24 protein-coding genes and 1 pseudogene are annotated in these 26065 nt (G+C 73.9%); 10 read left to right on the top strand and 15 right to left on the bottom strand.

Annotation, left to right across the window (positions count from 1 at the left end; all coding sequences use genetic code 11):
* Nucleotides 1-11: 11 nt before the first annotated feature.
* Both ACIRYZ_RS34660 and ACIRYZ_RS34655 read right to left on the bottom strand, forming a co-directional pair.
* On the bottom strand, nt 12-416 hold the full coding sequence (locus ACIRYZ_RS34660; protein WP_402952072.1) for a RidA family protein: 405 nt from the start codon (nt 414-416) through the stop codon (nt 12-14).
* A 127-nt stretch (nt 417-543) separates the two neighbouring features.
* Nucleotides 544-1341 (bottom strand): ATP-grasp domain-containing protein, encoded by a 798-nt coding sequence (locus ACIRYZ_RS34655; protein ID WP_402952070.1) that lies wholly within the window; start codon nt 1339-1341, stop codon nt 544-546.
* Between the two features lie 200 nt (nt 1342-1541).
* Between ACIRYZ_RS34655 and ACIRYZ_RS34650 the strand changes: the two genes are divergently transcribed.
* Entirely contained in the window at nt 1542-2315 is a 774-nt protein-coding gene (locus ACIRYZ_RS34650; protein ID WP_402952068.1) for an enoyl-CoA hydratase family protein, read from the top strand.
* Nucleotides 2316-2406: 91 nt separating this feature from the next.
* Here the strand turns inward: ACIRYZ_RS34650 and ACIRYZ_RS34645 are convergent, their stop codons facing one another.
* Both ACIRYZ_RS34645 and ACIRYZ_RS34640 read right to left on the bottom strand, forming a co-directional pair.
* Nucleotides 2407-2784 carry an SCP2 sterol-binding domain-containing protein gene (locus ACIRYZ_RS34645; RefSeq protein ID WP_402952066.1) on the bottom strand — a complete coding sequence of 126 codons (378 nt, stop codon included), beginning with the start codon at nt 2782-2784 and terminating at the stop codon, nt 2407-2409.
* Between the two features lie 112 nt (nt 2785-2896).
* Nucleotides 2897-3214 (bottom strand): annotated as a pseudogene (locus tag ACIRYZ_RS34640) (maleylpyruvate isomerase N-terminal domain-containing protein); the annotation flags it as partial.
* 166 nt (nt 3215-3380) lie between these two features.
* On the opposite strand from ACIRYZ_RS34640, the gene ACIRYZ_RS34635 reads away from it, so the two are divergent.
* Nucleotides 3381-4136, top strand: a complete 756-nt coding sequence (locus ACIRYZ_RS34635) for an acyltransferase (protein WP_402952065.1) — start codon at nt 3381-3383, stop codon at nt 4134-4136.
* A 165-nt stretch (nt 4137-4301) separates the two neighbouring features.
* Here ACIRYZ_RS34635 and ACIRYZ_RS34630 read toward each other — a convergent pair whose 3' ends face one another.
* A complete protein-coding gene (locus ACIRYZ_RS34630) occupies nt 4302-5615 on the bottom strand; it encodes a PucR family transcriptional regulator (protein WP_402952063.1) in 1314 nt (437 codons plus the stop codon).
* 150 nt (nt 5616-5765) lie between these two features.
* Between ACIRYZ_RS34630 and ACIRYZ_RS34625 the strand changes: the two genes are divergently transcribed.
* Nucleotides 5766-6710 (top strand): esterase/lipase family protein, encoded by a 945-nt coding sequence (locus tag ACIRYZ_RS34625; protein WP_402952097.1) that lies wholly within the window; start codon nt 5766-5768, stop codon nt 6708-6710.
* A 71-nt stretch (nt 6711-6781) separates the two neighbouring features.
* On the opposite strand, the gene ACIRYZ_RS34620 is transcribed toward ACIRYZ_RS34625, so the two are convergent.
* Both ACIRYZ_RS34620 and ACIRYZ_RS34615 read right to left on the bottom strand, forming a co-directional pair.
* A complete protein-coding gene (locus tag ACIRYZ_RS34620) occupies nt 6782-7357 on the bottom strand; it encodes a HutD family protein (protein ID WP_402952061.1) in 576 nt (191 codons plus the stop codon).
* Nucleotides 7358-7507: 150 nt separating this feature from the next.
* On the bottom strand, nt 7508-8740 hold the full coding sequence (locus ACIRYZ_RS34615; RefSeq protein WP_402952060.1) for an MFS transporter: 1233 nt from the start codon (nt 8738-8740) through the stop codon (nt 7508-7510).
* Between the two features lie 17 nt (nt 8741-8757).
* Here ACIRYZ_RS34615 and ACIRYZ_RS34610 point away from each other — a divergent pair, with 17 nt between their 5' ends.
* Nucleotides 8758-10032 (top strand): ROK family protein, encoded by a 1275-nt coding sequence (locus ACIRYZ_RS34610; protein WP_402952058.1) that lies wholly within the window; start codon nt 8758-8760, stop codon nt 10030-10032.
* 134 nt (nt 10033-10166) lie between these two features.
* The gene (locus ACIRYZ_RS34605; protein ID WP_402952056.1) at nt 10167-11297 is read left to right on the top strand and encodes a PLP-dependent cysteine synthase family protein; all 1131 of its coding nucleotides are present in this window, start codon (nt 10167-10169) and stop codon (nt 11295-11297) included.
* Between the two features lie 105 nt (nt 11298-11402).
* Here the strand turns inward: ACIRYZ_RS34605 and ACIRYZ_RS34600 are convergent, their stop codons facing one another.
* From ACIRYZ_RS34600 to mscL, 5 genes are all read right to left on the bottom strand, one after another.
* Nucleotides 11403-11714, bottom strand: coding sequence for a DUF6191 domain-containing protein (locus ACIRYZ_RS34600; RefSeq protein ID WP_402952054.1), 312 nt, complete (start codon nt 11712-11714; stop codon nt 11403-11405).
* 43 nt (nt 11715-11757) lie between these two features.
* Nucleotides 11758-14178, bottom strand: a complete 2421-nt coding sequence (locus tag ACIRYZ_RS34595; protein ID WP_402952053.1) for a right-handed parallel beta-helix repeat-containing protein — start codon at nt 14176-14178, stop codon at nt 11758-11760.
* A 293-nt stretch (nt 14179-14471) separates the two neighbouring features.
* The gene (locus tag ACIRYZ_RS34590) at nt 14472-15347 is read right to left on the bottom strand and encodes an MOSC domain-containing protein (protein WP_402952051.1); all 876 of its coding nucleotides are present in this window, start codon (nt 15345-15347) and stop codon (nt 14472-14474) included.
* A 255-nt stretch (nt 15348-15602) separates the two neighbouring features.
* Complete coding sequence (locus ACIRYZ_RS34585) at nt 15603-16397, bottom strand: DUF6643 family protein (protein ID WP_393033629.1); 795 nt, start codon at nt 16395-16397, stop codon at nt 15603-15605.
* Between the two features lie 459 nt (nt 16398-16856).
* Entirely contained in the window at nt 16857-17306 is a 450-nt protein-coding gene (mscL, locus tag ACIRYZ_RS34580; RefSeq protein WP_402952049.1) for a large conductance mechanosensitive channel protein MscL, read from the bottom strand.
* Nucleotides 17307-17743: 437 nt separating this feature from the next.
* Here mscL and ACIRYZ_RS34575 point away from each other — a divergent pair, with 437 nt between their 5' ends.
* The 3 genes from ACIRYZ_RS34575 (at nt 17744) to ACIRYZ_RS34565 (ending at nt 20677) form a co-directional block, all read left to right on the top strand.
* On the top strand, nt 17744-18949 hold the full coding sequence (locus tag ACIRYZ_RS34575) for a glycosyltransferase family 4 protein (protein WP_402952047.1): 1206 nt from the start codon (nt 17744-17746) through the stop codon (nt 18947-18949).
* Nucleotides 18950-19053: 104 nt separating this feature from the next.
* Nucleotides 19054-19728 (top strand): thiol:disulfide interchange protein DsbA/DsbL, encoded by a 675-nt coding sequence (locus ACIRYZ_RS34570; protein WP_402952045.1) that lies wholly within the window; start codon nt 19054-19056, stop codon nt 19726-19728.
* A gap of 73 nt (nt 19729-19801) precedes the next feature.
* Nucleotides 19802-20677, top strand: coding sequence for an alpha/beta fold hydrolase (locus tag ACIRYZ_RS34565; protein WP_402952044.1), 876 nt, complete (start codon nt 19802-19804; stop codon nt 20675-20677).
* 28 nt (nt 20678-20705) lie between these two features.
* Here the strand turns inward: ACIRYZ_RS34565 and ACIRYZ_RS34560 are convergent, their stop codons facing one another.
* Together ACIRYZ_RS34560 and ACIRYZ_RS34555 are read right to left on the bottom strand one after the other, a co-directional pair.
* Complete coding sequence (locus tag ACIRYZ_RS34560) at nt 20706-21452, bottom strand: SAM-dependent methyltransferase (RefSeq protein ID WP_402952043.1); 747 nt, start codon at nt 21450-21452, stop codon at nt 20706-20708.
* Between the two features lie 109 nt (nt 21453-21561).
* Nucleotides 21562-22701, bottom strand: a complete 1140-nt coding sequence (locus ACIRYZ_RS34555) for a glycosyltransferase (RefSeq protein ID WP_402952095.1) — start codon at nt 22699-22701, stop codon at nt 21562-21564.
* 66 nt (nt 22702-22767) lie between these two features.
* On the opposite strand from ACIRYZ_RS34555, the gene ACIRYZ_RS34550 reads away from it, so the two are divergent.
* Nucleotides 22768-23538, top strand: a complete 771-nt coding sequence (locus ACIRYZ_RS34550) for a glutamate racemase (protein ID WP_402952041.1) — start codon at nt 22768-22770, stop codon at nt 23536-23538.
* Nucleotides 23539-24246: 708 nt separating this feature from the next.
* Here the strand turns inward: ACIRYZ_RS34550 and ACIRYZ_RS34545 are convergent.
* Nucleotides 24247-25377, bottom strand: a complete 1131-nt coding sequence (locus tag ACIRYZ_RS34545) for a polysaccharide deacetylase family protein (RefSeq protein ID WP_402952039.1) — start codon at nt 25375-25377, stop codon at nt 24247-24249.
* Nucleotides 25378-25718: 341 nt separating this feature from the next.
* On the opposite strand from ACIRYZ_RS34545, the gene ACIRYZ_RS34540 reads away from it, so the two are divergent.
* Nucleotides 25719-25991 carry a hypothetical protein gene (locus ACIRYZ_RS34540; RefSeq protein ID WP_387629943.1) on the top strand — a complete coding sequence of 91 codons (273 nt, stop codon included), beginning with the start codon at nt 25719-25721 and terminating at the stop codon, nt 25989-25991.
* Nucleotides 25992-26065: the final 74 nt, after the last annotated feature.

Below are 26065 nucleotides of genomic sequence, written 5' to 3'. Positions count from 1 at the left end.
GTGAGCCGTCGTTACTCCCGGACCACCGCCATCGCCTCGATCTCGATCAGCACGTCCGGGCGGAACAGTGCCGCGACCTGCATGGCCGAGGCGGTCGGCAGCGGCAGGTCGCCCAGGTACGCGTCGCGGGCCTCCCGGATGGCCGAGAGGTAGGCGATGTCGGTCATGAAGAAGGTGAACTTCACGACGTCGGAGAAGTCGGCCCCGGCGGCGGCCAGGCAGCGGCGCAGGTTCTCGAAGACCTGCCGCGCCTGCGCCTTCGGGTCGCCCTCGCCGACCAGGTTCCGGTGCTCGTCGAAGGCGACCTGGCCGGAGACCTGGACCAGTCGGCCGGTGCCGGTGACGACCTGGGTGTAGCCCGTCCCGGGGGCGACGCCGGGTGGCTCGGTGATGTGGGTGAGGTGCGTGGTGGTCATGGCGCATGATCGTGCGCCATCGCGCATTCGGACCGCAAGCGATTCCCCCTGGCGGCCTGCGGGTTGGCCAACTGGCCGGCCAACTGGGTGGCCCACAGGCCGGCCCACAGGCCGGCCAACTGGTCGGTCAGCGCAGCACTGCGGGCAGTTCGCGCCGGAACGGCCGGTCGGTGGCGGGAAGTTGGGCATCCGGACCGGCCGAGCGCAGCACCACGTCCAGGACGGCGTCCGGCTCGGCTGCGTAACCCCCGCTGGCCCAGGCTGCGTTGGCCTCGACCACCGCCCAGCCGTGGTCGGTGCGACCGACGTCCACCACCACCGCGCTCGGCAGCGGGGCCTGCGAGGCCGAGGCGGCCAGCACGTCGTGGGTGAAGGCCAGCACCTCGGAGCCGTCCTGCCCGAGTGGCCCGACGGACAGCTCGCCGTCCACCGCGTAGCGCGAGCCGGCCCGCACCGCGCCGTCCAGGACGAACAGTCGGTACTCCGTGCGGAACCGCACCACCTCGCTCACCAGCACCGGGGTGTCACCGTCCAACAGCTCGGGCCCGGGCAGCGAGCCGCCGTCCGGGTAGACCCGGGCGGCGAACAGCTTGTCGGCCGGCGGCTTCACGAAGGCCGGCCCGTGCAGCCCGCGGGCCTCGGCAAGCGTGGTGGCGGACACCCGTCGTCCGGCCAGCGCGAGCGGCAGCCGGGCCAGCCAGTCCTCGGCCGGCTCCAGCAGGGCGAGGCCGAGCTCCCGTCCGACCGCGTCGCCGAACAGCGGCCCGCCGTACACGTGAACCGGCGCACCGAGCAGTTCGCGCGGGGCCTGCCAGGACGTCGCGGTGTGCGCCCGCAGGCCGCGCAGTCCGGCGGCGGTGCGCAGCTGGAGGCCGGTCTCGTTGATGCGCGGCGCGAGCAGCAGAACGGGGGATTCGGTGATCATGCCGCCCATGCTGCCGGGAGTGCGGCGGCCGCCACCAGCGGATTTCCGCCCGGCCACCGAGCAATCGGCTCCGGCCGGGGTGCGGTTGGCTCTGGCCGAGGGGCGGGTGGGCGTGCCAGAGTCGTCCGGGCGCGGTCCGGGCACCCCGGCCCCGCGCCCGCAGTCCGACCCACCCTCAGCCGGAAGGCAGGCCCACTCCGATGACCAGCGCAGAGCCCCTCGTTCGCGTCAGCACCGTCGATGCCGTCACCACGCTCACCCTCGACTCGCCGCACAACCGCAACGCGCTCTCCTCCCGCCTGATGTCCGAGCTGCACGCCGGACTGGCGGTCGCGGCGGCGAACCGGGACGTCCGCGCGGTGGTGCTCACCCACACCGGCAAGGTGTTCTGCGCAGGCGCGGACCTCTCCGAGGCGACCGGCGCGGACCCGACGGTCGGCCCGCGCGGCCTGGTCGAGCTGCAGAAGGCGATCGTGGACTGCACCAAGCCGGTGATCGCCGTGGTCGACGGGCACGCCCGGGCCGGCGGCCTCGGCCTGATCGGCGCGGCGGACCTCGCCATCGCCGGACCGGCCGCGACCTTCGCCTTCACCGAGGTCCGGCTCGGCCTCGCGCCCGCCGTCATCTCGCTGCCGCTGCGGCCCAAGCTGGACCCGCGTGCCGCCTCCCGCTACTACCTGACCGGCGAGGTCTTCCACGCCGCCGAGGCGGCCCGGATCGGTCTGCTCACCCGGGCCGCCGAGTCCACCGAGGACACCGGAGTGGTGCTGAAGGGCCTGCTGGACGCGCTGCGCCAGGGCTCGCCGCAGGGGCTGGCCGAGTCCAAGCGGCTGGCCAACGCCGAGGTGGCGCGCTCCTTCCAGCGCGACGCGGACGAGCTGGTGCAGCTGTCGGCGCGGCTGTTCGGTTCGGCGGAGGCGCAGGAGGGCATGCGGGCGTTCCTGGAGAAGCGGCCCGCTGCCTGGGTGCGCTGAGTCGGCGTACGACCTGCCGCGTCGGCTCGGGGCCGGCTGACTCGGCTCCGGACTGGCTGACTCGGTTCGGGATCGGCTGACTCGCCCGGGGTCAGCCGATCGCCGCGGTGTCCCGCCAGAGGTCGAGCAGGTCCCGGTCGCCGCTGACCTCGACCTGCCCGGCCTGCTCTGCAGGCTCCGTCTGCTCGGACCGCCCGCTCCGCTCGACCTGTTCGACCGTCAGCCGGTTCCAGAGCAGAAGGTAGAGCTGGCGGGCCGGTCCGGTGAGGGTCAGGTCGGCCGGCTCGGGGGGCTCCTCGGTGCTGACGGACAGCGGCTCGCGGGTGATGGTCAGGTGCCAGGAGCCGGGGCCGTCGGTCGTCCGGACCTGGACGGTACGCAGGCGGTCGCTGCGCACCTTCGACCGGCTGCGGACCATGAAGCCGCGCAGCAGCTCGTCGATGCCGTCCAGGGCGAGCGCGGTGTCCACGGCCGGGCCCGGCGATCCGGCCGCCGCGTCGGCGTCGAAGCGGTGGACGGCGGTCTTGCGCCTGACGCCGTGCCCAGAAGGCCAGCGGGCTGGGTGCGGGCAGGAAACTCCAGCACTCCACCTCGGCCGGGGCCTCGGTGAGCGTCGCCACCAGGGCAGCGTGGCCCTCGCGGAACCAGTCGAGCAGTGCGGCGTCCGAGGGCGCCGGTCCGACGGCCTCCTGCTCGCCCGCCGGGTCCAGCGGCGCCCGCAGGCCCCTCGACGGGTAGGTGGCGGCCCAGCGGTGGACGTGGCCGACGTGCCGCAGCAGGTCGCCCAGCCGCCAGTCCGGGCAGGTCGGTACGGGGGCGGAGAGGTCGGTGCGGGCGGCGGCCTCGGTCAGCAGGGTGCCCTCGCGGCGCAGCGCGTCGATGTGTGCGGAGATCTCCATGGGACGGAGTCTTTCACCGCCGCCCGCCGTCGGTGGCGGATTTCGGACGGCCCTGGGGTCGGTGCGGGTGAGGCGGGTGAGATCGGTACGGCTGGGGCCGGTGGGGCTGGTGTGATGTCGACCTCCCGGCGACCGGGCGGACGCTACGGGCCGGTAACGTGAGCGCATGCCGATAACCCGTTCGCTTCTCTCCGCCGTCCGGACCGGTGGCCGCCGGGCCGCCGGACGCCTCGTCCACCGGGGCTGGCGCTGGGTGCAGCGGACCGGCGCGGTCACCAACCGGAACCCGGGCCCGTACCGGTTCGGCGAGCTGGGGGACGGCACGACCCTCGCCTTCCCGCTCGGGGCGGTGTTCAACGAGCAGTGGATCACCATCGGGCCGTTCTCGATCATCGGTGAGCGGGTCACCATCAGCGCGGGCTTCCTGCCCGGCCTCGACCTCGGGCCGGAGCCGATCGTGCGGATCGGCGGCGGCTGCGTGATCGGACGGGACAGCCACATCGTCGGCCACCAGTCGATCGTCATCGGCGACGACGTCTGGACGGGGCCCGGCGTGTACGTGAGCGACCAGGCGCACGAGTACCGGGACACCGAGCTGCCGATCGGCAAGCAGTGGCCGCGCAACGTGCCGGTGGAGATCGGCGCGGGCAGCTGGATCGGCACCGGCGCGGTGATCATGCCGGGGGCACGGATCGGGCGCAACGTGGTGGTCGCCGCGGGGGCCGTGGTGCGCGGCGAGGTGCCGTCCCACTGTGTGGTCGCCGGGGCGCCCGCCAAGGTGGTGCGCCGCTGGACCGAGGAGGAGGGCTGGCAGCCGCCGCTGCGCCACGAGCCGCCCCGGCCGGTGCCGGACGGGGTGACGGCGGAGCAGCTGCGCGCCCTGGTGGGCTGGGACCTGCGGCTGCCGGGGGAGCAGGGCTGAGGGCCGTCCAGCGGTGTGCTGGCACCGGGCGGGACGTCGTCGGGCCGCAGACCTGGTCCAGCCTGAACTCCTGGGTGGGGGAGCACGCGTCGCTGAACTGCTGACCCCCGTTCGTCACCACGGCAGCCGCACCACCGTTCCCGGCGGCGCGGGTGCCCGGTGCAACTAGCGCGCCGGGGAGGACTGCTCGGCGGCGCGCGCGGCGATGGCCGCGGTGATCCGCAGGAGGTCGGCCGGGCGGGACGGGTCCAGGCCGGTGAGGACGGCGATCCGGCGCAGCCGGTAGTCCACGGTGTTCGGGTGCAGGTGCAGGGCGCTCGCGGTGTGGCGGCGGTTGAGGCCGCCGGCCAGGTGGGTGCGCAGGGTGGTGAGCAACTCCCCGCCGTCGGCGAGCGGTTCGAGCAGTGCGGCGAGCCGGGAGCGGGCCTGACTGGGCCGGGTCAGCTGGTACTCCAGCAGCACGTCGTCGAGTCGGTGCAGACCGGCCGGTCGGCCGAAGGCCCTTGCCACGTCCAGGACTTCGTAGGCGAGCGCGGCGGCGCCCGGCACCTCGGCCGGTACCGCGGCGGCCGCTCCGGCCAGCACGGGCGCCCCGGCGGCGCGGGCCGCGGCGGTGAGGGTGGCGGCGAGCTGCGGCCAGGGGGCTTCGGGGGCGGTGCCGTCGGCCGACTCGGGTTCCGGGTCGAGCGGGACCAGGACCAGGCCGCCCGATGGGGTGAGCGCGGTGAGCGCCGACTGCCGGGTGCGGTGGTCGAGTTCGGCGACGAAGCGACGCAGCTTGCGGTGGGCGGCGATGGCCGGGTCGACGCCCGGGGCGCGCTCGTCCGGGTGGTCGGCGAGGGACAGGCAGAGCGCCGCGTAGCCTGCCGGAAGCCGGACGCCCGCCCGGGCGGCGGCCTCCTCGGCGGGGGTGCCGGCGAGCAGCGCGGAGAGCAGGGACTGCCGGGCGGTGGAGCGTCGGTCGCCGGCCGGGCGCCGACCGTCCAGGTAGCCGGCGCCGGCGGCGGTGGTGGCCTGGCGGAGCTGGTCGAGCAGCAGCCGGTTGAGCACCAGCAGGTCGGCGGCGTCACCGGCGTGGGTGTCCCGGGTGACGAACTCCCAGCAGACTTCGAGCCCGAGGTGGTGGGCGAGCAGCACGGCGTCCAGCGGCAGGCCCTCCCCGGCGCGGCGCGCGGCGGCCTCCCGTACGGCGGTGAACTCCCCGGCGGGGGCGGGGAGTCCGGTGCGGACGGCGTGGGCGAGTGCGCGGATGCGGCGTTCGGTGTCCCGGGTGAGCTCGCCGGTGAGCTGCTCGCGCGGGAGGCGGCGGTAGACCGGCACGCGGTCCAGTAGGGCGGCGACCACGCCCTCGGCCAACTCGCGGACGCCGCCGAGGAGTAGCTGGTCGGCCGGGCGGCCGCCGATCACCGGTACGTGCCAGGTCGGCGTGGTTCCGGGGGTGTCCGGGGGCGTGCAGTGGGGTGCGTTGTGACCGGTCACAGAGAACACCGTCCAGGTCTGGGGAACGCCCAAGGGCCGGGCCGGAGGGGCGACCGCATGATTGAGCCACTCGGGCTACCTGTTGGTAACAAACTTCCGCTGTGGAGGCAACAGTTGAGAACCCCACTTCTCCGCTTCCCCGCAACTCCCTTGCGCCGTCGGCTCGGCGGAGCCTTCGGCGCGGCCCTGCTGGCGGGCGCGCTGCTGGCGGGCGCGACGGCGGGCCCGGCCTCGGCCGCTCCGGCGGCCGCCGCGAGCCCGGCCGCCGCAGGCCCGGACGTCACCGCCGCTGCTGAACTGCCGCCCGACGGAGACTCGGTGGCCTCGCCGCCCGGCGCCAACGACTGGAACTGCCGACCGACCGCCGCGCACCCCAACCCGGTGGTCCTGGTGCACGGCACCTTCGCCAACCGCTACGAGAACTGGCTGGCGCTCTCCCCGCTGCTGAAGGGCCTCGGGTACTGCGTCTTCGCCCTCGACTACGGCACCATTCCCGGCATCACCTCCACCGGCAGCGGCCTGCTGCTGCCGATCGGCGGGCTCGGGCCGGTGCCCGCCTCGGCGGCCCAACTGGCGAACTTCGTCGACGTGGTGCGCAACGCGACCGGTGCGGCGAAGGTCGACATCGTCGGACACTCGCAGGGCGGCATGCTGCCGAACTACTACCTGAAGTTCCTCGGCGGGGCCTCGAAGGTGGACAAGCTGGTCGGCCTGGCGCCGTCCAACCACGGCACGACGCTCGACGGGATCACCAAGCTCGCGCCGTACTTCCCGGGCGTCACGGACCTGATCTACACGGTCTGCCAGGCCTGCCGTGACCAGGCGGTGGGCTCCGACTTCAACCGGACCATGGCGTCCCGGCCGGACACCGCGCCCGGGGTGAGCTACACGGTGATCTCGACGGTGTACGACGAGGTCGTCACCCCGTGGCAGACCCAGTTCCTGAACGGGCCGGACGTCGACAACGAGGTGCTGCAGGACCACTGCCCGATCACGCTCGCCGAGCACGTGGCGATCGCGTTCTCGCCGACGGCGCTGCACCTGGTGACCAACGCCCTGGACCCGGCGCACGCCACGCCGGTGCTCTGCGGCTGAGCGCTCGCTGCGACGATCGCCGTGACTGCCCGTGCCCCCGGCTGCCCCGGGGGCACGGGCGGTCGCGTTTCTCAGCGGGCGGTGCGGAAGGTGACGGCGGCGGTGGTGCCGTCGGCCGGGCGCAGCTCGTACGGACCGGGGTTGGTCAGCAGGGCGGCGTCGAAGCGGGCCAGTTCGGTGCCGTCGAGGGTCGCCGAACCGGCGAGGCAGACCAGCAGGACGGTCGCCGCGGGCGGGACCTCCACCGGGCCGGGCCCGCTGCGCAGGTCGACGGTGGCCTCGACCCGGCCGCGACGGGTCATCACGTTGAAGTCCACCACCGGGCCGCCGAGCAGTCGGCAGTCCGTCGTGGCGTCGCCGGGGAAGGCGAACGGGCGCAACGGTACGTCGACCAGTTGCTCGATGCCGTCCACGGTGAGCGTCATGCCCGCGCCCTCGACCAGGGTGATCACCCGGTCGATGCCGGGGAAGGGCGAGAAGGGCCCGGCGGAGGCGACGTCGGCGAGGCTGACCCGCCAGTCGAAGCCGTCCAGCCCGGCCCCGGCCGGGAACCCGGCGACCTCCCTGGTCACCCCGCCCCCGTTGAGCCACGCGGTGGCGGGGCGCTCGCTGGCGCGCAGTACCTGGATGCGTCCGGTGGTCGTCATGGGGCCGCATCCTGCCACCTTTGGGGCGGGTGTGGCAGCGGGGGCGGGGGCGGGGTGACCAACAGCGAACAGATAACAGATGGTGAAATCTGTTATCTGTTCGCCGTCATCTGTCCGCCACCATCCCGCCCCCCGACAACCCGCAGCCCGTCAGCGACGCCCCACCACCAACGGCAGGAACGCTGCCGCCGTCGCCGCGAGGGCCACCGTGGTCAGGGCCAGCGGCAGTCCGGCCGCGTCGGCGAGGAAACCGATCACCACCGGCCCGATCAGCATCCCCCCGTACCCGAGCGTCGAGGCGAGCGCGACGCCCTGCGGGCCGCCCGTCGCGCCGGCCCGGGCGATGGCGAGCGGGAACAGGTTGGCCAGACCGAGGCCGACCAGTACGAAGCCGCCGATCGCGACCGGTACCGCCGGGGCCAGCGCCGCGACCAGCATGCCGACCGCCGCCGCCAGTCCGCCGAGCAGCATCAGCCGGTTCTGGCCCAGCCGGATGGACAGCCAGGTGCCGCCGACCCGTCCGCTGGTCATCGCGAAGGCGTAAGCGGCGTACCCGGCGGCGGCCGTTCCGGCGCTCGCGTGGACGTCGTCCGTCAGGTGCAGGGTGGTCCAGTCGGCGATCGCGCCCTCGCCGTACGCGGTGCACAGTGCGGTGAGGCCGAGCAGCAGCACCAGCAGCCGGGCGTGGCCCCCGGCCGACCGGTCCGCCGAGTCCTTGGCGGAACGTTCCGGCGCAACCATCGGCGCCGCCGGGCTGCGCAGCAGCACGACGCCCGCGCCGACGGTGACGGCCAGGCCCAGCAGACCGCCGAGCGCGAGCGCCCAGGCGGTGGTGAGCTGGTCGGCGAGCAGTCCGCCGAGGCCCGCGCCGAGCAGCCCGCCGAGGCTGTACCCGGCGTGGAAGCTGGGCATGACGGGCCGTCGCAGCTGTGCCACCAGGTCGACGGCGGCACTGTTCATGGCGACGTTGGCGCCGCCGTACCCGGCGCCGAACAGCAGCAGTACGCCCCCGAGCGAGAGCACCGAGTGGGCGTGCGCGGGCAGGGGGACGGCGAGGCCGAGCAGGGCGAGCGAGCCGACGGTGACCGGCCGCGAGCCGTACCTCAGGCAGAGCCGGCCGACCAGCGGCATGGTGAGGACGGCTCCGATGGACAGACAGAGCAGGGCCAGGCCGAGGGTGCTGTGCGAGGCGCTGACCTGGCTGCGGACGTCCGGGATGCGGACGACCCAGGCGGCGAAGAGGAAGCCGTCGACGGCGAAGAAGGCGGTGAGTGCGAGCCGTGCGGGGCTCCAGGGACTGTCGGTCGCCCGGGTTGTGCTGCGAGACTGGATGAGGGAGTCGTCGGGGCGTGGGTGGGAACGGATTTTGTTTCGAAGCGGCACAAAGTCACAATAGGGGTGTGCAGCTCTCACCTTCAAGCCCGAGGCCCCTCTCCGGGACCGACCCCGACGCGCCGCGCGACGCCCACCGCCGCGCGGCCCCCGACCGCGGTCGGACGCTGCTCGGCCCCGCGCTCTCGCTCATCCACACCGGCCAGACGCCCACCCGCTCCGCGCTCACCCGTGCGCTGGACGTCACCCGGGCCACTGCCGGGGCGGTCACGGCCGAACTTGAGGCGCTCGGCCTGATCACCGTCGACTCCCGCCCGGCCGGAGGCGGCCGCGGCCGGCCCTCGCACCGGTTGGCGATCGACCCCCAGGGCCCGGTGGTGGTCGCTGGGCAGATCCACGCCGACCAGCTGAGCGTCACCCTGGTCGGCCTCGGCGGACTGCTCGACCCGCCCGTCCACCTGCCGCTGCCCGCCGCCACCGACCCGGTCCGGATGCTGCGCGCGGTCGCCCAGGCGGGCGCCGAACTGGCCCGCTCCACCGACCGTCGCTGTCTGGCCGCCTCGCTCGCGCTGCCCAACCCCGTCACCGAACCGGACGGCACCGCGCTGGCCGCGCTGCACTTCGCCTGGCCCAGCGGCACCCCGGTCGCGGACCTGTACGACATCGAGGTCGGTCGCGCCGACCACGGTCCGAACGTCCTGCGCCCGCTGCCCACCTTCGTCGGCAACGATGCCAACCTCGCCGCGCTCGCCGAGTACCGCCACGGCGCCGGGCGCGGCGCCCGCCACCTGCTGCTGGTCACCTCCGGCCACAGCGGTGTCGGCGGCGCGCTGGTGATCGACGGCAACCTGCACACCGGCAGCGCCGGACTCGCCCTGGAGGTCGGCCACCTCACCGTCGACCCGCAGGGCCGCCCCTGCGTGTGCGGCAACCGGGGCTGCCTCAACTCCGAGACCGACCCCGACGCGCTGTTCGCCGCCGCCGGGCTCACTCCGGAGCCGGGCCGCCCACTGCTCGACCAGGCCCGCGAGCTGTGCTGGTCGGCCGCCACCGATGAGCGGGCGCGGGCGGCGGTGGAGCACGTCATCGACCGGCTCGGGCTGGGGCTGGCGGGCGTGGCCAACATCCTCAACCCGGACCGGGTGGTGCTCAGCGGCCTCCACCTCGACCTGCTGGAGGCCGCCCCCGACCGGCTGCGCGCGGTGGTCGCCGAGCGCTGCCTGTGGGGGCGCAGCGGGCGGGTGCCGATCGTCGGGGCCGGGCTGGCGCACGGTGCGCTCGCGGGTGCGGCCGAGCTGGGTTGGGGGCCGTACCTGGCCGACCCGCAGTCGGTGCCCGTGTAGGACGGGGTGTCCGTGGTGTCCGTATTGTCGGAGGGGCGATAAGCGGAAGCTGGGCTTCTGGAAACGGTCACTTATCGTGACCATCGTACACTCGTAGTGAGCAGTGGGGGGCCGCAACGAGGGAGTAGTGACCAATGAGCACCCAGCCCGGTGGGATCCCCGGCATCGAGCCGACCGTCGACGTCGACCGCTCGGACCCGCAGTACCGCGCCTGGCTCAAGGAGGCGGTGCGCAAGGTCCAGGCCGATGCCAACCGCTCCGCCGACACCCACCTGCTGCGCTTCCCGCTGCCGACGGAGTGGGGGATCGACCTCTACCTCAAGGACGAGTCCACCCACCCGACCGGCTCCCTCAAGCACCGCCTGGCCCGTTCGCTCTTCCTCTACGGGCTCTGCAACGGCTGGATCCGCCCGGGCAAGCCGGTGATCGAGGCCTCCAGCGGCTCCACCGCCGTCTCCGAGGCGTACTTCGCCCAGCTGATCGGGGTGCCGTTCATCGCGGTCATGGCCAAGAGCACCAGCCAGGCCAAGATCGACCTGATCGAGTTCCACGGCGGCGAGTGCCACCTGGTCGCGCGCTCGGACGAGGTGTACGAGGCCTCCGCCCGGCTCGCCGAGGAGACCGGCGGGCACTACATGGACCAGTTCACCTATGCCGAGCGGGCCACCGACTGGCGCGGCAACAACAACATCGCCGAGTCGGTCTTCGCCCAGCTGCGCCTGGAGCCGCACCCCGAGCCGGCCTGGATCGTCGCCACCGCCGGCACCGGCGGCACCTCGGCGACCATCGCCCGGTACGTGCACTACATGCAGTACGACACCCAGATCTGCGTGGCGGACCCGGAGAACTCCTGCTTCTTCGACGGCTGGGTGAACCACGATCCGGACGCCGTCTGCGACAGTGGCTCCCGGATCGAGGGCATCGGACGGCCCCGGATGGAGCCGAGCTTCGTTCCCGGGGCGGTCGACCGGATGATGAAGGTGCCGGACGCCGCCTCGATCGCCGCGGTGCGGGTGCTGGAGCAGGTGCTCGGTAAGAAGGCGGGTGCCTCCACCGGAACGGGACTGTGGAGCGCGCTGCGGATCGTCGCCGAGATGCGGGCGACCGGGCACACGGGAAGCGTGGTCAGCCTGATCTGCGACCCGGGGGACCGCTACCTGGACAAGTACTACTCGGACGACTGGCTGGCGGGCGAGCGGATCGACATCGCGCCGTACCGGGCCGCCCTGGAGTCCTTCCTGAAGGGCGGCGCCTGGATAGGCTGACGTTCTGTCAGGCGGCGAACAGATAACAGATTTCAGCAGACAGAATCTGAAATCTGAAACCTGTTATCTGTTCGCTGAAGCCTGTCAGCTGCCGACTGCCAGCTGTCAGTCGTCACTCGGCCGCCGGAGCACCGCTCGCCCACCCGCAAGGTCGATCCCCGTGCGCTTCGGCGCGCCGTCGTGCTCGTCGTCCCGCAACACCAGCTCGATCCGCCGCTGCTCCAGCTGCACCCGCTTGCTCGGATACAGCAGCGCATGCAGTTCCTCTGTCGCGGTCGCACCCGCACCGCGCCCACCGGTCGGATCCGCCGCCGGACGGGCGCGTAGTCGCCGTACCACCGCGCCCAGGAAGAACAGGACCACCAGCCCGGCCGGCAGCAGCAACCCGCCTGCCGCACCCGTCAGAAGCGTGCTCATGCGGGCCCAACGTCCCGCCGTCGACGGCGAGTTCCCAGGACCCCTACGGCAGCGGCACCGTCGGCAGATCCCCCGGCACCAGGAGCTGCAGCTCCTCCGTCGACGGGTCGGCCAGCGCCGCGACCCGTACCGCGTGGCGCTCGACCATCGTCTCGAACACCTGCCGCGCCGCGCGCCCGTTGCCGAAGTTGGGGCCGCGCTCCAGTCGGGCGAAGTGCTCCAGCAGCGCGCCCTCGGTCGCCTCGGAGAACGCGTACTCGTGCTCCGCGCACTGCGCCCGGGCGATCTCCAGCAGCTCGTCCGCCGTGTAGTCGGAAAAGGTGATGGTGCGTGAGAAGCGTGACGAGACGCCGGGGTTGGCGGACAGGAAGCGTTCCATCTCGGCGGTGTAGCCCGCCACGATGACGACCACCTCGTCCCGGTGGTCCTCCATCAGCTTGACCAGGGTGTCGATCGCCTCGCGCCCGAAGTCCCGCGCGCCGTCCTCGGGCGCGAGTGCGTACGCCTCGTCGATGAACAGCACCCCGCCGCGCGCCCGGTCGAAGGCGGCGGCGGTGCGGATCGCGGTGGAGCCGATGTGCTCGCCGACCAGGTCGACCCGGGCCACCTCGACCAGGTGTCCGCGCTGGAGCACTCCGAGCGAGGCGAGGATCTCGCCGTACAGCCGGGCGACGGTGGTCTTGCCGGTTCCGGGGGCGCCCGTGAAGACCAGATGGCGGCGCAGCGACGGCGCCTTGAGCCCGGCCTGGCGGCGGCGCCGGCCGACCGAGATCAGGTCGATCAGGGTGCGCACCTCCTGCTTCACCGTCGCCAGCCCGACCAGCGAGTCCAGTTCGGCGAGCGCCTCGTCGGCCGGCCGGCAGTCCGGGATCGGCGCGATCGCGGAACCGGCCGAAGCGCCCGAAGGAGCGGCCAACACGGGTACAGCGGCGCCCAGTTGGGCCGCCCGCGGGGCCGGAACCTCGGTGGCCGAGCTCGCGGTGGCGGTCGGCCCGACGTCGTCCGAGGTGCACCCCTCGGTGACCGGGCCCGGCTCGGAGAACTCGAACCCGGTCCGCTCGTTCTGTTCCGCCCGGCACCGGGTGAGCTGGGTGCGGCACCCGTCGATGATGTGGAAGCCGAAGCCCTTGCCGTGCGAGACCCGGCAGTCCTCGAAGGTGCCGCGCCCCTGCGCCGAGACGTACACCCCGGCGTCGGTGCTGGCCCGCACGGTGCAGTCGCGCAGCACCGGGTCGGCGCCCTTGGTGACGATGACGCCGGTGGCCACGTCCGAGATCTCGCAGCCGGTGAGCAGTCCGCCGCTGCCGTGGTCGCGGAACCAGAGCCCGGTGCCGGCCTCCTGCACCCGGCAGCCGGCCAGGGACACCGTGGCCCCGCCGCTGACCGAGACCGCAGAGCTGCGGATCCGGCTGAACGAGCAGCCTTCGGCGACGGCGGCGGAGTCCCGGTCGAGGACGAACAGCGCGTCCGGCAGGTCGTGCAGCGAGCAGTCGGTGAGGGTGAGCCGGGCGCCGTCGCTGACCCACAGCGCCGGGTACTCGCCGGTGGAGCCGTGGATCTGGCAGGACTCGGCGACGGCCTCGGTGCCCTGGTCCCAGACCGACAGCGCCCCGCGCCCGAAGTCCCGCACGGTGCTGTGGGCGAGGCTGAGCCGGGAGCGTCCGCGCAGGTCGGCGCCGTTCTCCGGCAGGTCGTGCACCCGGCAGCCGGTGAGTACGAGCTCGGCCTCGCCGTCCAGGGTCAGACCGTTGCCGGTGACCCGGTGGATCTCGCAGTCGACCAGCCGCCCGCCCGCCTGGGCTTCGGCCTGGACGCCGCTGCCGCGGATCTCGTAGATCTCGCAGCCGGTCAGTTCGGCCGCACTGCCCGGGTCGGAGAGCAGCACCCCGGCGCCGGAGGCGTGGTGGACGCGGCAGCGGTCCAGGGCGGCGGTCGCGCCGCCGAGGACGGCGAGCCCGGCCTGGCCGGCCGCGGCGACCTCGCAGTCCTCGAAGGCGGCGGCGGTCCCCTCACCGCGCAGTCGCAGCCCGAGGCCGCCGGGGTTGGCGACCACGCAGCCGCGCAGGGTCGGCCGGGCGCCGTCGGTGACCTCGATCCCGGTGGCGGAGCGGGTCTCGACCCGGCAGCCGCTGAACGCGGGCGTCGCCTGCGGTCCGGTGACCAGCACGGCCGGGGTGGAGCTGTCGCCGCCCTCGATCACCAGGTCGCGCACGGTCGCGGCGGCGGTGACGGTGAGTGCCACCCCGGAGGTCGGCTCGATCCGGACGGTGCCCGGGCCCTGGGCCGGAACGATCGTCACCGGCTTGTCCAGCAGCACGTTCTCCCGGAAGGTCCCCGGCCGGACGGTCACGGTGTCGCCCGCCTCGGCGGCCGCCAGGGCCTCCGCGAGCGTGACGTACTCGCCCGCGCGGCGACGCCAGCGGGATGCGCTGTCCTGGGTGACCCGGACCCTGTGCTCAGCCATGACGGTCTGTCGTCCCCACCTTCGTCGTGCCGGCGATCTACGGGCCGTACGCGCGGGGTGCGCGGGCCGTCCGCCCACCGTAGCGCGCCCGTCTGGGTGCTCCGGCCGCCCTCGGTCGCGCGGACACCGGTAGCGCCCATCGCGGCCACAGGTTCCGACCACTTGTTCAACGAGCGCGCACAGTCGGGGTTCCGTACCGGAGCCCCGGAAGTGGAGCGGGTGCGGACGCCCCGGGAGCGGTGCGCATGCCGACGAGCCGGAACGAGCGTGCGACCCGGGGCACGGGCGGGCGCTCAGCGCCCGTCGGCCGGCCAGTGTGCCCCGTCCTCCAGCACCTCGACGTCGTCGCCGAGCCGCAGCGTGCCGAGCACGTCGCCCTCGACGCCGGCGGGGCGCTCGGGGATGAGGTTCTGCCCGAACGCGGCCTTGCGCAGCAGCCGGTGGTGCCGGGCCAGGGTGCGCAGTGGCTCGGGGCCGCGTCGCTCGCCGCTCTCCTGGTCGGTGGTGGTGATCACGCAGCGGCCGCAGGGCTTGACCACCTTGAAGGTGAGCGAGCCGATCCGGATCCGGCGCCAGCCGTCCTCGGCCCAGGCCTCGGAGCCGCCGACCACAAGGTTGGGGCGGAAGCGCTCCATCGGCAGGGCCTCGTGGCCCTCCGGGTGCTCGGCGGCGATCAGCTCGTTGAGCCGGTCGAGGGAGGCGGTGGTGGTGAGCAGCAGCGGGAAGCCGTCGGCCATCGAGACGGTCTCGCCGGGCCGGCCGTACTCGGGGTCGACGGGCCGGGCGCGCGGGTCGTCCAGGTGCACCAGGCGGTAGTCGCCGAGGTGCTCGGCGATCCACTCGTGCGCATCCTTGGCGGCCTCGACGGCGCGGAAGCGGGTGCCCCAGACCTCGACCTCGGCGAGCGGGTCGCCGGCCGCGACGGCGGGGGCGGTGACCTCGATCCGGGAGCCGCCCGGGGCGGTCAGCGACAGCGCGCCGTCGGGCAGCAGGGCGACCCGGATCTGCCCGAGCGCGGTGTTCTCGCGCTGGCTGACGAAGCGTCCGGTGGGGTCGGCGAGCATCCAGCGGCGGTCTCCGGCCAACCCCCAGGGCTGGACCGCGGCAGTGTCCGGGCTCAGGCGGTACATCGACTTGACGGGGTAGACGTGGAGTCCGGTGAGGTGCATTCCCCCATCCTGCCAGCAGCGCGGTGGCATCCGAACGGGGCCCGGACCGCCCCGCACGCGCACGACTCCCCGCACGCCCGCGCCCTCCGGACCTCCCCCTGAGCGCACGGACCGCCCGGGACGCCGTGGGGGGGCGTTCCGGGCGGTCCGTGGATGACCCGTTTCTCCGTTCGCCCGGCGTTCAGGGGTCGCCGGGTGGTGCTCAGGTGGTGCGGGTGTGGGCCGATGGGGGTTCGGCCCCGGGATGCCAGGGGCTCAGTAGCCCTGGCCCTGCGGCTGGTAGCCGCCCTGGAAGTTGGCCGGCTCGCCGTACGGGCCCGGGCGCTGCGGCTGCATCGGGCGGACCGGCGCGACCGGTGCCATGGCCGGGCGCAGCTGGGCGCCGCCGAAGCCCTGGTCGCCGCCCTGGCCCTGGAAGCCGGGGCCGGCCGGGTTCGGGCCGCCGAAGGACTGCTGCCCGCCGAAGCTCTGCGGACCGCCCTGCGGCTGGCCGCCGGGCTGGCCGTGGCCGAAACCGGCCGGGCCGCCGGTCGGCTGCGCGCCGAAGGTCTGCGGGCCGCCCTGGCCGATGAAGGTGTTCTGGCCGCCGAAGCTCTGGCCGCCGGTCGGCTGGTAGCCGCCGCTGGCGGTCTGCGCGAACGCGGGGGCGCCGGGCTGCGGTCGCTGGTACGGCTGGGGGGCGCCGTAACCCGGGACCGCCGGCTGCGGGGCGGCGGCGTACGCCGGAGCGGGCTGCGCCGGGATGTACGCCGTGGCGGGGCCGGCGGAGGGGCCGCTGCTCGGGCCGGGGCCCAGGGCGAGGCGGGCGGGCGGCAGCGCGGGGAGGTTGCTGCCGGCGCTCTCGTACCCGTTGCCGTACCGGTTCTCGTAGGACGGGCCGACGCCTGTTCCGTATCCGGACGACAGCGCCGGTGGCAGGGCGGCCGGCACGTTGATGGGTGCGATCTGGGGGACGCCGCGCTCAGCCACAAGGCTGTCGTAAATCGGCGTGCCGGAGGAGAAGGACGGAGAGGGGTAGCCGACTCCGTCGTAGGAGCGGGGCGAGGTCATGGGGCATACGGTAAGCCCACAATGCGCCTGCTGAGGAGAGTGGGAGGGGGAGCAGTTCGAGTGTTTACACAGTCTTCGCTCGCACAAAGGTTTCGAAAGTAGGAAGAACGGACATATCGGCATCCAGTTCCGGACAGCTCTGACACCCCGTCAGTGATCGAACAGCACCCGGACGCGGCCGCCACGGGACCTTGTGGTTACCGGGCGGTAGACGGCTGTGGACGCTGCGGAGAAACTTTTGCGGACGGGGCGTGCGCCGGCGCATTCGAGCCCCTGTCGGCGGCAGGACGGGGGCTCGTGAATGTTTCGGGAATAAATTTCCCGTCAGAGCCCAGAGCGGGCGATCCGGACGTCGATCCGGGGGCGGGCCGGACGTCGATCCGGGCGCCCGGACCTTGATCCGAACCTCGATCCGCAGGGTGAGCCGGGCTGATGAGCCGGACGACGCCTGCGGGGCCGTCAGCGCGACTGCAGCGCCTGGCTCTGCGCGGGCAGGCCCGGCCGGGCGGCGACCTCGGAGGTGCAGAAGGAGCAGCGGATCGCGGCGGCCGGGATCGAGCTCAGGCACTCCGGGCAGTCCACCTTGGCGGCCGGCGCGGGCTCGGCCGCCTTGAAGCGCGCCTGCAGCTTGCCGACCGGCACGACCACGGCGAAGTAGATCACCGCGCTGACCAGCACGAACCCGATCAGCGCGTTGACGAAGAGGCCGTACGGGAACTTGGTGCCGCCCACCTCGAAGGTCTTCTGGGTGAAGTCGCCGACCGCCCCGGCGGCGACCCCGACCAGCGGGGTGAGGAAGGCGCTGACGAACCCGGTGACGACGGCGGTGAAGGCCGCGCCGATCACGATGCCGACCGCGAGGTCCACCACGTTGCCGCGCAGCAGGAAGCTGCGGAATCCCTTGAACACCGGGTGACTCCAAAACCGAACGGGGAAGGGGGAGATGGGGCGGCACGGGGCAGCCCCGGCCGGACATCCTGCCGAGCGGTCCGGGTCGAGGTCCAACCGCGTTCACCCGATTCGCGTAACCGGCCGACCTGCCGGGCTCGGCGGCGCCCGGCCGTACCCGGCCCTCCCGGTCGGCGCGCGGGCGGCTCAGCCTTCCGGCCTGTCGGCGTCCGGGACGGTGAACCGGTGGGCGTGAGCCGGTACTTGAGGCGGCGTGCGGCGGAGTGGAGGGCGGTCGGTCGGAGCCGTCGGGGGCGAGACGGGGCGCACAGCGGTCGCAACCGGCGCACGACGGCGGGTCTTCAGCGCACATCGGGTGTACGGGCGCGGGCGCACGGGCCACCGCCAGGTTGCGCGAAGGGGCTGTACCCGGCGTGGTGCTGTGCCAAGGTCTGTCCATGCCCGACCATACGGCGGCCGATTCGGCCGGAGCCCGCCCGCGTGTCCTGCACCTGATCAGCGACTCGCGCCGGGGCGGCGCCCAGAACTTCGCCCGTGACCTCCACCGGGAACTGCGCCGCCGGGGTCAGGCCTCCGCGCTGTGCGCCCTCGCCCCGCACCCGGCCTTGCCACCCGCCCGGCCGGGTGCGGCCGCTCCGGGAGTGTGCGCCGCGGGCACGGCCCTTCCGGGGGACTGCGGCGAGGAGTGCCCCGACACCGCCGGGCTGCGCGCCGCCGCCGTCCTCGGCCCCGGTCGGCTGCGCCCGGGCACCCTGCGGGCGCTGCGTTCCGCCGCCCGCTCCGCCGACGTGGTGCTCGCCCACGGCTCCGACACCCTGGCCACCTGTGCCCTCGCGCTGGCCGGTACCCGCACCCCCTTCGTCTACGTCTCGGTCGGCCACCCCCGCTACTGGACCGCCAACCGGCTGCGCAGGCTGCGCGGCGCCACGCTGATGCACCGCGCCGCCGCCGTCACCACCCTCACCGACGAGGCGCGCGAGGTCCTGGAGGAGCAGTTCCGGCTCCCCGGGGGCAAGGTCCGGGTGATCCCCAACTCCCGTGCCGCCGAGAGCTATCCGCCCGCCGACGGCCGGGCCGAACGGCGCGCCGCCCGGCACGCCCTGGGCCTGCCCGCGGACGTCCTGCTGGTCGCCTGGATCGGCGCCATAGCGCCGGAGAAGCGGCTCGACCTCGCCCTCGACGTGCTCGACCGGCTGCCCGACGTCCGGCTCGCCGTCGCCGGGGACGGCCCGCTGCGCGAGACCCTGGCCCGCCATCCGGCCGCCGCCCGCGCCCACTTCCTCGGCCCCCTGCCCGACCCCGTCCCGCTCTACCGGGCCGCCGACGCGCTGCTGCTCACCAGCGACAGCGAGAGCGTGCCCGGCGCGCTGATCGAGGCGGCGCTGGCCGGGGTGCCCGCCGTCGCCACCGACGTCGGCTGGGTGCGCGAGGTGGTCCGGGACGGCGCCACCGGCGCACTGGTCGCCCCCGGGGACCCGCTCGCCCTGGCCGAGGCGCTGGCCAAGGTACTCGCCTGCAACCGCGCGGGCCTCGGCGCGGCCGCCCGGGCGCACGCGCTGGAGCACTTCGAACTGGGCGCGGTGGTGGACGACTGGCAGCGGCTGGTCGCCGAGGTGTGGACCGGAGCTCCCACCTCGCACTGACGGGTGGCTCCGACGTGGTCCGAGCTGCGCCGTCCGGGCGAATCCGGGCCCGCCGACCCCTGACGACTCGTCGGTAACGAGCCGTCACCAGCAGACTTCCCGATGTGAACTCGAAGTCGCTGCTGCGGTCCACCGTCCTGCTCGCCGTCGCCGCCGGGATCGCCGCATCCCCCGTCCAGGCCGGAGCGGTGTCCCACCAGCCCCCGTCCGAGGGGGTCCAGTTCGTCAGGCTCGACCACCCGCAGCCGGTGCGTGAAAGTGCCCGCACCGAGGCGGTCGAGTTCTTCTGGTACGACTGCGGCCACTCCCAGAAGTTCGAACAGCCGTTGCAGGCCTGGACCGAGAAGCACCGAGCGGACGTCGCGCTGCGCCGCGTCCCGGCGATCTGGCCGGGCAGCTCGGACGAGGGTGCCCAGCGTGCCCACGCGCGCCTGTACTACACGCTGGAGCGCCTGGGTCTGGTCGAGCGCCTTCAGGCCGGCGCATTCCGCTCGATCCACGACGACCGGGCCGACCTCACCACCGAGTCGGCCGCCGCCGACTGGGCGGTGCGTCACGGTGTCGACGCCCAGCTGTTCGGCCGGACCTACCGCTCCGCCGAGGTCGGGCAGTCGGTGGACGACGCGGCCGCCCAGTTCGTCCGGTACGGCATCAACGAGCTGCCCACCGTGGTCGTCCAGGGCGAGTACCGCACCTCGCCGACCAAGGCCGGCGGCGTCGACGCGATGCCCGAGGTGCTGGACTACCTGGTGCAGCAGGAGCAGCTGCCGAAGCACTGAACTCCTCCTCGCGTCGGTGATGCATGGTCAGCTAGCCCTTGACTAACCATTTAAATATCATTTAATGGTTAGTATGAGCGAGCTGACAATCCCGCACGTCCACCACCGCCACATCGACCTCGACGGCCTGCGCGTCTTCTACCGCGAAACCGGTCCGGCCGACGCCCCCGTCCTCCTGCTGCTGCACGGCTTCCCCTCCGCCTCGCACCAGTACGCCCGGCTGCTCGACGCACTCGGCGCCCGCTACCGGCTGATAGCCCCCGACTACCCCGGCTTCGGCCACAGCGACAGCCCCGCGCCCGACGCCTTCCACTACCGCTTCGACACCCTCGCCGACGTGGTCGAACGCTTCTGTCTCGCACTCGGCTTGGACCGCTTCGCGCTGTACGTCTTCGACTTCGGTGCACCCGTCGGCCTGCGCCTGGCCACCCGCCGGCCGGAGTGGATCACCGGCCTGGTGGTCCAGAACGGCAACGCCTACGAGGAGGGACTCTCCGACCAGGCGCGGGAGTTCATCGCCAACAAGCGCGGCGTCCCGGGCGCCGGGGACGTCGCCCGCTCGATCCTCACCCTGGACGTCACCCGCAGCCAGTACGAGGGCGGCACCGGCGACCCGAGTCTGGTCGCCCCCGACGGTTGGACGCTCGACCAGCACTTCCTCGACCTGCCCGGCCGCAAGGACATCCAGGTCGAACTGGCCCTCGACTACTTCTCCAACGTCGAGCTCTACCCCGAGTGGCAGGCCTGGCTGCGTGCCAATCAGCCGCCCACGCTGGTGCTTTGGGGGCTTGGCGACCCGTTCTTCACCGAGGCCGGCGCCCGTGCCTATCTGCGCGACCTGCCCGAGGCGGAGCTGCACGTCTTCGACACCGGGCACTTCGCACTGGAGGAGAAGCTGCCCGAAATCGCCCCGCTGATCGACGACTTCCTCGCCCGCACCCAGAAGTAGGCTGAAGTAGCGCTCTCCGTGCAGTGGTTCAGTCGCGGCGCAGCAGGTAGGTGACGAAGCCGAGCATCCCCCGGTACCCGTGCAGCCACTCGGCGCGGTGGCGGTCCGCGGCCTCGCGGGCGGCCACCGCGCCCGGGTCGTCCGGGTGGTCCAGCGCCCACTCGGCCAGCGAACCCGTCCAGGAGAACTCGTAGTCGTCCCACTCCCGCGCGGTACTGACGTGTCCGAACACCGGGGTCCAGCCGTCGGCGAGCACCCGGTCCGTGGTGGTCGCCAGGTCCGCGAAGTCCTCCCGGACGGCACCCAGCCCGTCCAGCGCGGCCTGGGACGGCTCGCGCTCCCAGAACCCCTCGCCGACCAGCAGCCGGCCGCCCGGGGCCAGCAGTTCCCGGGCGGCCGCGAGCGTCGGCAGCAGCCCGTCGAATGCGTGGGTGGCGCCCACGCACAGCACCAGGTCGAAGGGCTCCTTGGCGGTGAACTCCCGGGCGTCCAGGTGGTGCAGGCCGATCCGCCGGACCACGCCGAGCGCGGTGGCCGTCTCCCGGGCCCGGGTCAGCGCCTCCGCATCCAGGTCCACCCCCACCGCCCGCCAGTCCGGCCGGGCGGCCAGCGTCCGCAGCAGCCAGGCACCCTCGCCGCAGCCCAGGTCCAGCGCCCGGCCGGACTCCTGCCCGGCGAGCGCGCGGTCCAACAGCCGGGCCACCGACCCGTCCGCCAGCGGTGCCGCGATCGGGTGGTGGGCGTGGGCGAGGCGGGAGAGCTGCTGACGGTCCATCCGAGCAGTATGGATCCGTCCGGCCCGGAGCGCCCGGGCTTTCCTCATGCCCGCTCCTCGCGCCCCCGACACCCGTGCCGGCTTCTCACGCGCTTCTCACGTCCGCTTCTCACGTCCGCGAGTAGGTCCGGCCCTTCCAGGCCGCGCCCCGGCCGCGCCAGTGCTGCACCGCCGAGTCCACCGTCATCAGTAGGTACAGCGCGGCCGTGAACGGCAGGAGCAGCACGGCCGCGGCCGGCTGCCCGTAGTACCGGACCATCGGCAGGTACGTCCCCGCCATCAGCGCCCAGGCCGCCCCGCCCGCCGCCGTCACCGCCGGCGCCCCGGCCACCAGCCCGGCCACCGCCGCCACCGGCGGCACCAGGTACACCAGCGTCAGCCCCAGCACCGTCCCGAGCAGCAGCGGCGGCGAGTGCTTCAACTGGGCGTACGCGCTGCGCGACACCATCCGCCACAACTGCTCCAGCCGCGGGTACGGACGGACGCTGTCCACCTCGTCGGCCAGACCCAGCCAGGTCCGCCCGCCCGAGGACTTCACCGCCCGGGCCAGCGACACGTCGTCGATCACCGCGCCTCGGATCGCCGCCACCCCGCCCGCGCGCTCCAGCGCCTCCCGCCGCACCAGCGAGCAGCCGCCGGCCGCGGCCGCCGTCCGGGAACCAGGTCGGTTGCTCCAGCGGAACGGGTAGAGCTGGGCGAAGAAGTAGACGAAGGCCGGGACGATCAGCCGCTCCCAGCCGGTCGCCACCCGCAGCCGGGCCATCTGCGACACCAGGTCGAGCCCGTTGCTCTCGGCGGCGGCCACCAGCTCGGCCAGCGAATCCGGGCCGTGTGCGATGTCCGCGTCCGTCAGCAGCAGGTACTCGACGTCCGGACCGACCAGGTCCACCCCGTGCCGCAGCGCCCACAGCTTGCCCGTCCAGCCCGGCGGCAGCGGGGGAGGGGCGGTCACCGTCAGCTCCAGCCCGTCCATCGTCCGCAGCCCCGCGGCCAGCGCGCCGGTGCCGTCCGAGCTGTGGTCGTCCACCAGGATCACCCGCGCCCGCCCCGGGTACTTCTGCGCCAGCAGCGTCGGCAGGCTCAGGGGCAGCACCGCCGCCTCGTCCCGGGCCGGCACCACGACCGCCACCTGCGGCCACCGCACCGGCGGACGACGCGGCGGCAGCCGTACGTCGGTGCGCCAGAACAAGCCGTGGCAACACGCCAGCCAGAGCCAGACCAGCAGGGAGAACGCGGCGATCCACAGCAGGGCGGTCACCCCGGCAGTCTGCCGCAGAACCGGCTCCGGCGGGCGCATCGACTAAAGTCTTGCCCTGTGAAGATCGCACTGATGGACTCCGGAATTGGTCTGCTGGCCGCCGCCGCCGCCCTTCGGAAGCTGCGCCCGGACGCCGATCTGGTGCTCTCCTCCAACCCGGCCTCGATGCCGTGGGGACCACGCACGCCCGAAGAGATCACCGAACTGGCCCTCGGCTGCTGCCGGGCCGCCGCCGCGTACGAACCCGACGCCCTGGTGATCGCCTGCAACACCGCCTCGGTCCACGCGCTCGCCGCCCTGCGCGCCGAGCTGGAGCCCGGACTGCCCGTCATCGGCACCGTCCCGGCGATCAAGCCCGCCGCCGCGCTCGGCGGCCGCGTCGCCATCTGGGCAACCCCGGTCACCACCGGCAGCGCTTACCAGCGCGGCCTGATCCGCGACTTCGGCGGCACCGCCGAGGTCACCGAGGTCGCCTGCCCGGGCCTCGCGGACGCCGTCGAGCACGGGGACGACGACGCCATCACGGCCGCCATCGCGGACGCCGCCGCCCGCACACCGGTGGGCACCGACACCCTCGTCCTCGGCTGCACCCACTACGAACTCGTCGAGGACCGCATCCGCGCCGCCGTCGCCCCCACCGCCTCCCCGGCCCTCACCCTCCTCGGCTCCGCCGACGCCGTCGCCGCCCAGGCCCTCCGCCGCATCGGCGACCCCACCGGCGCCGGAACCGGCACCCTCACCGTCCTCCACGCCGGCAGCCCCGCGACCCTCCCCGCCGCCGCGGCCCTCTACCCCCAGGGCCTCACCCTCGCCACCCTCATCCCCTGACCGAAAGCCGCCCAGGCCGACGTCTCGTGCAGCGCAGACCTCTCGCCCGGCGCCTGTCGCCCAGTGCCTGAGAGCGCTCAGGAAGTCGGCCTGATCGACTTCCTGCGCGAGGTGGTTTCTCCGTCCGTGTCCGACACCGCGCGGAAGCGGGCGCTGCCCGCACGCGGGGCCGCTCGGGCGCGGCCCCGTGGCTGAGCGGCACCACCGTCCGGCTTCCGCCCCGCACGGACGGCACCCGGTCGGGCGGACCCTTCTCGCTGTGGCTCCCCAGCCGGCCGGCAGGTCCTCGACCACTCGCGCGGGCCTTCTTCAGTGATGCTCGGGGCCGCGCCGACCTGGCTCTCCTCCAGGCATGGCCGTTCGGGCCCAGCCTGTGCCCGAGCGGCACAACCTCCGGGGCCGGCTGCCCGCCACCGCGCGCAGGAGTGGCACAGCCGAGCCTCCCCGACGGGCACCGGAAGTCGGCCCGGCCGACTTCTCATGTAGTGCCAGAACTCTCACCCAAGGCCTGAGACGGCACGGGCGTCCTTGTCCTGCCGCCAGCGGCGCTTACCACTCGCGAGCGCGTAGAAGTCGGCCCGGCCGACTTCCTGGGCGGCCGGTGGCCGTAAGCGGATTGCCTGCCCGGCAAGGTGCGTGCCAGGGCGAGGCGGGCGCGTCGGGTGGGGAAGCCGGTCCCCGGGGCTTTCCCACCCGACGCGCGTGTCGTCAGGCGACCGCTTGGCGGCGCCAGCGGCGGTAGGCGGGTTCGAGGCCGGAGAGGATGGTGTCGAAGCGGCGGATGCTGGTGGTGGAGTCGACCTGGAGGCGGCTGATCTGGAGGGGGTGGGTGGGGAGGCGGGGGCCGAGGCGGTGGTCGGAGAGGAAGCCGAGGCGGTAGCCGAGCTCCTGCAGGACGGTTTCGGCACGGGGGTCGTGGCCGCCGTCGGGGTAGGCGAAGGCGGTCGGGGGTTCGCCGAGCCAGTGGGTGAGGGCCTCGTGGGCGCCGGTGATCTCGGCACGGACGGTGGCGTCGTCGCAACGGCCGAGGCACGGGTGCCCGTGGGTGTGGTTGCCGATGGCGACGCCGCCGTCCCGCAGGGCGAGCAGGTCGGCGGGGGTGAGCTGCTCCTGGCGGGGTGGCCGGCGGTCCGCGCTGACCCGCAGTTCGTGCAGGCTGCGGCGCCGGTCCGGGTCGGGCATGGCCTTGAGCCGGGGGAGCAGCTGGGAGGGGTGGCCGCAGTCGAGCGAGCGGGCGCGGCCGCCGTGGCGGGCGAGGAAGTCGGCCTCGTGCCACCAGAAGGGGCGTTCGGTGCCGATGAGCTCGGAGATGACGAAGGCGGTCGCGGGGATGCCGCGCGCGTCGAGGGCGGGCAGGGCGTGGGTGAGGACGCTTCGGTCGGCGTCGTCGAAGGTGACCAGGACGCTGCGCGGCGGCAGCGGCCGCCGCTCGGTGACGGCCTGGAGCACGGCTTCGAGCGAGACGGGGGTGGCCAGTCTCCGCAGCCGGTCGAGCTGGGCGCCGAAGGATCGGTGGTCGGTCACCCCGTGGTAGGCGAGGACGGCGAGTCGCTGGGCGGCCCGGGCCCGGAACAGGGGTTGCACGGGGGCGAACCGCAGCCATTCGCCCCGTGCGTCCTGGTGTTCCGTCTCGGCATGCTCCGCGGTGGCGGACGCCTGGTGCCGGTCGGTGCCGTGGTGGTCGGCGCCGTGTCGGTCGGCCACCTGGTGATCGGCCCCCCGGCGGCCGGTTCCGTGGTGGTCGGCCGCCCACCCGGTGGGCGGCGGCAGCGCCCGCACGCCGGGCACGGGCCTGGCGCGGGCGATGGAGATCGGTGTGGTGGACTGGGTTTGCGGCAACGGTTCCCCCTCGGTCGCCGAGCGGCGTGGCGGTCCCGCCGGAGGACGGAGCCCGGCCTCCGACTCCAGGGGGCGGCGGCTCCGTCCCCTGGATATTCCGGTTCTCGGTGGGGGGTTCTCACCCGTCCCGAGAACGGCTCCTGGATCACTCGATGCCATTGAGACCGCTGCCCTACCGGGATGGTTGTACCGGGGGGACGAGGATTTTTCGTGGACTGATTGTGGAGCATGAACACGCGGGCCGCAGGCAGGAGGACCCGCGTTCGGCCGGTTGCCCCGCGTGCCGTAATCCTCACTCGCCGCGGGCTGCCCGCCGCGCGTGCCCGGGGTACCTTGGGCTCATGGCAGATGCGGACCGTGATCCCGTCCACCCACACGGCGCGACCCGGATGGCCCGCGCATGCAGCGGCGGAGCCCTGGTCACCCACCAGATCCCGCTGGCGGTGGTCGGCTTGGCCTGTCTGGCGCTGGGCATCGTCGTGGCCGTGATCGTTCCGGACAGTGACGGACCGGCCTGGGCGATGGCGGTGGCCGGCTGCCTGGCGGCCGGCGTTCTGCTGCTCGGCCGGATCGCCTTCGGCGTGTTCCGCGACCGGCGCCGCGCCGCGCTCTAGCGGGAAGCGAGTGGGAGGCCGGCGGTAACTGCCGAGCGATAGATCAACAGATCGAGTGAAATTGGTCAGATCGA

This window comes from Kitasatospora sp. NPDC101155 (genome assembly GCF_044768305.1).
GTDB lineage: Bacteria > Actinomycetota > Actinomycetes > Streptomycetales > Streptomycetaceae > Kitasatospora.
Note: the sequence above shows the minus strand (reverse complement) of the source record. Positions and strands in the feature narration are given on the sequence as shown.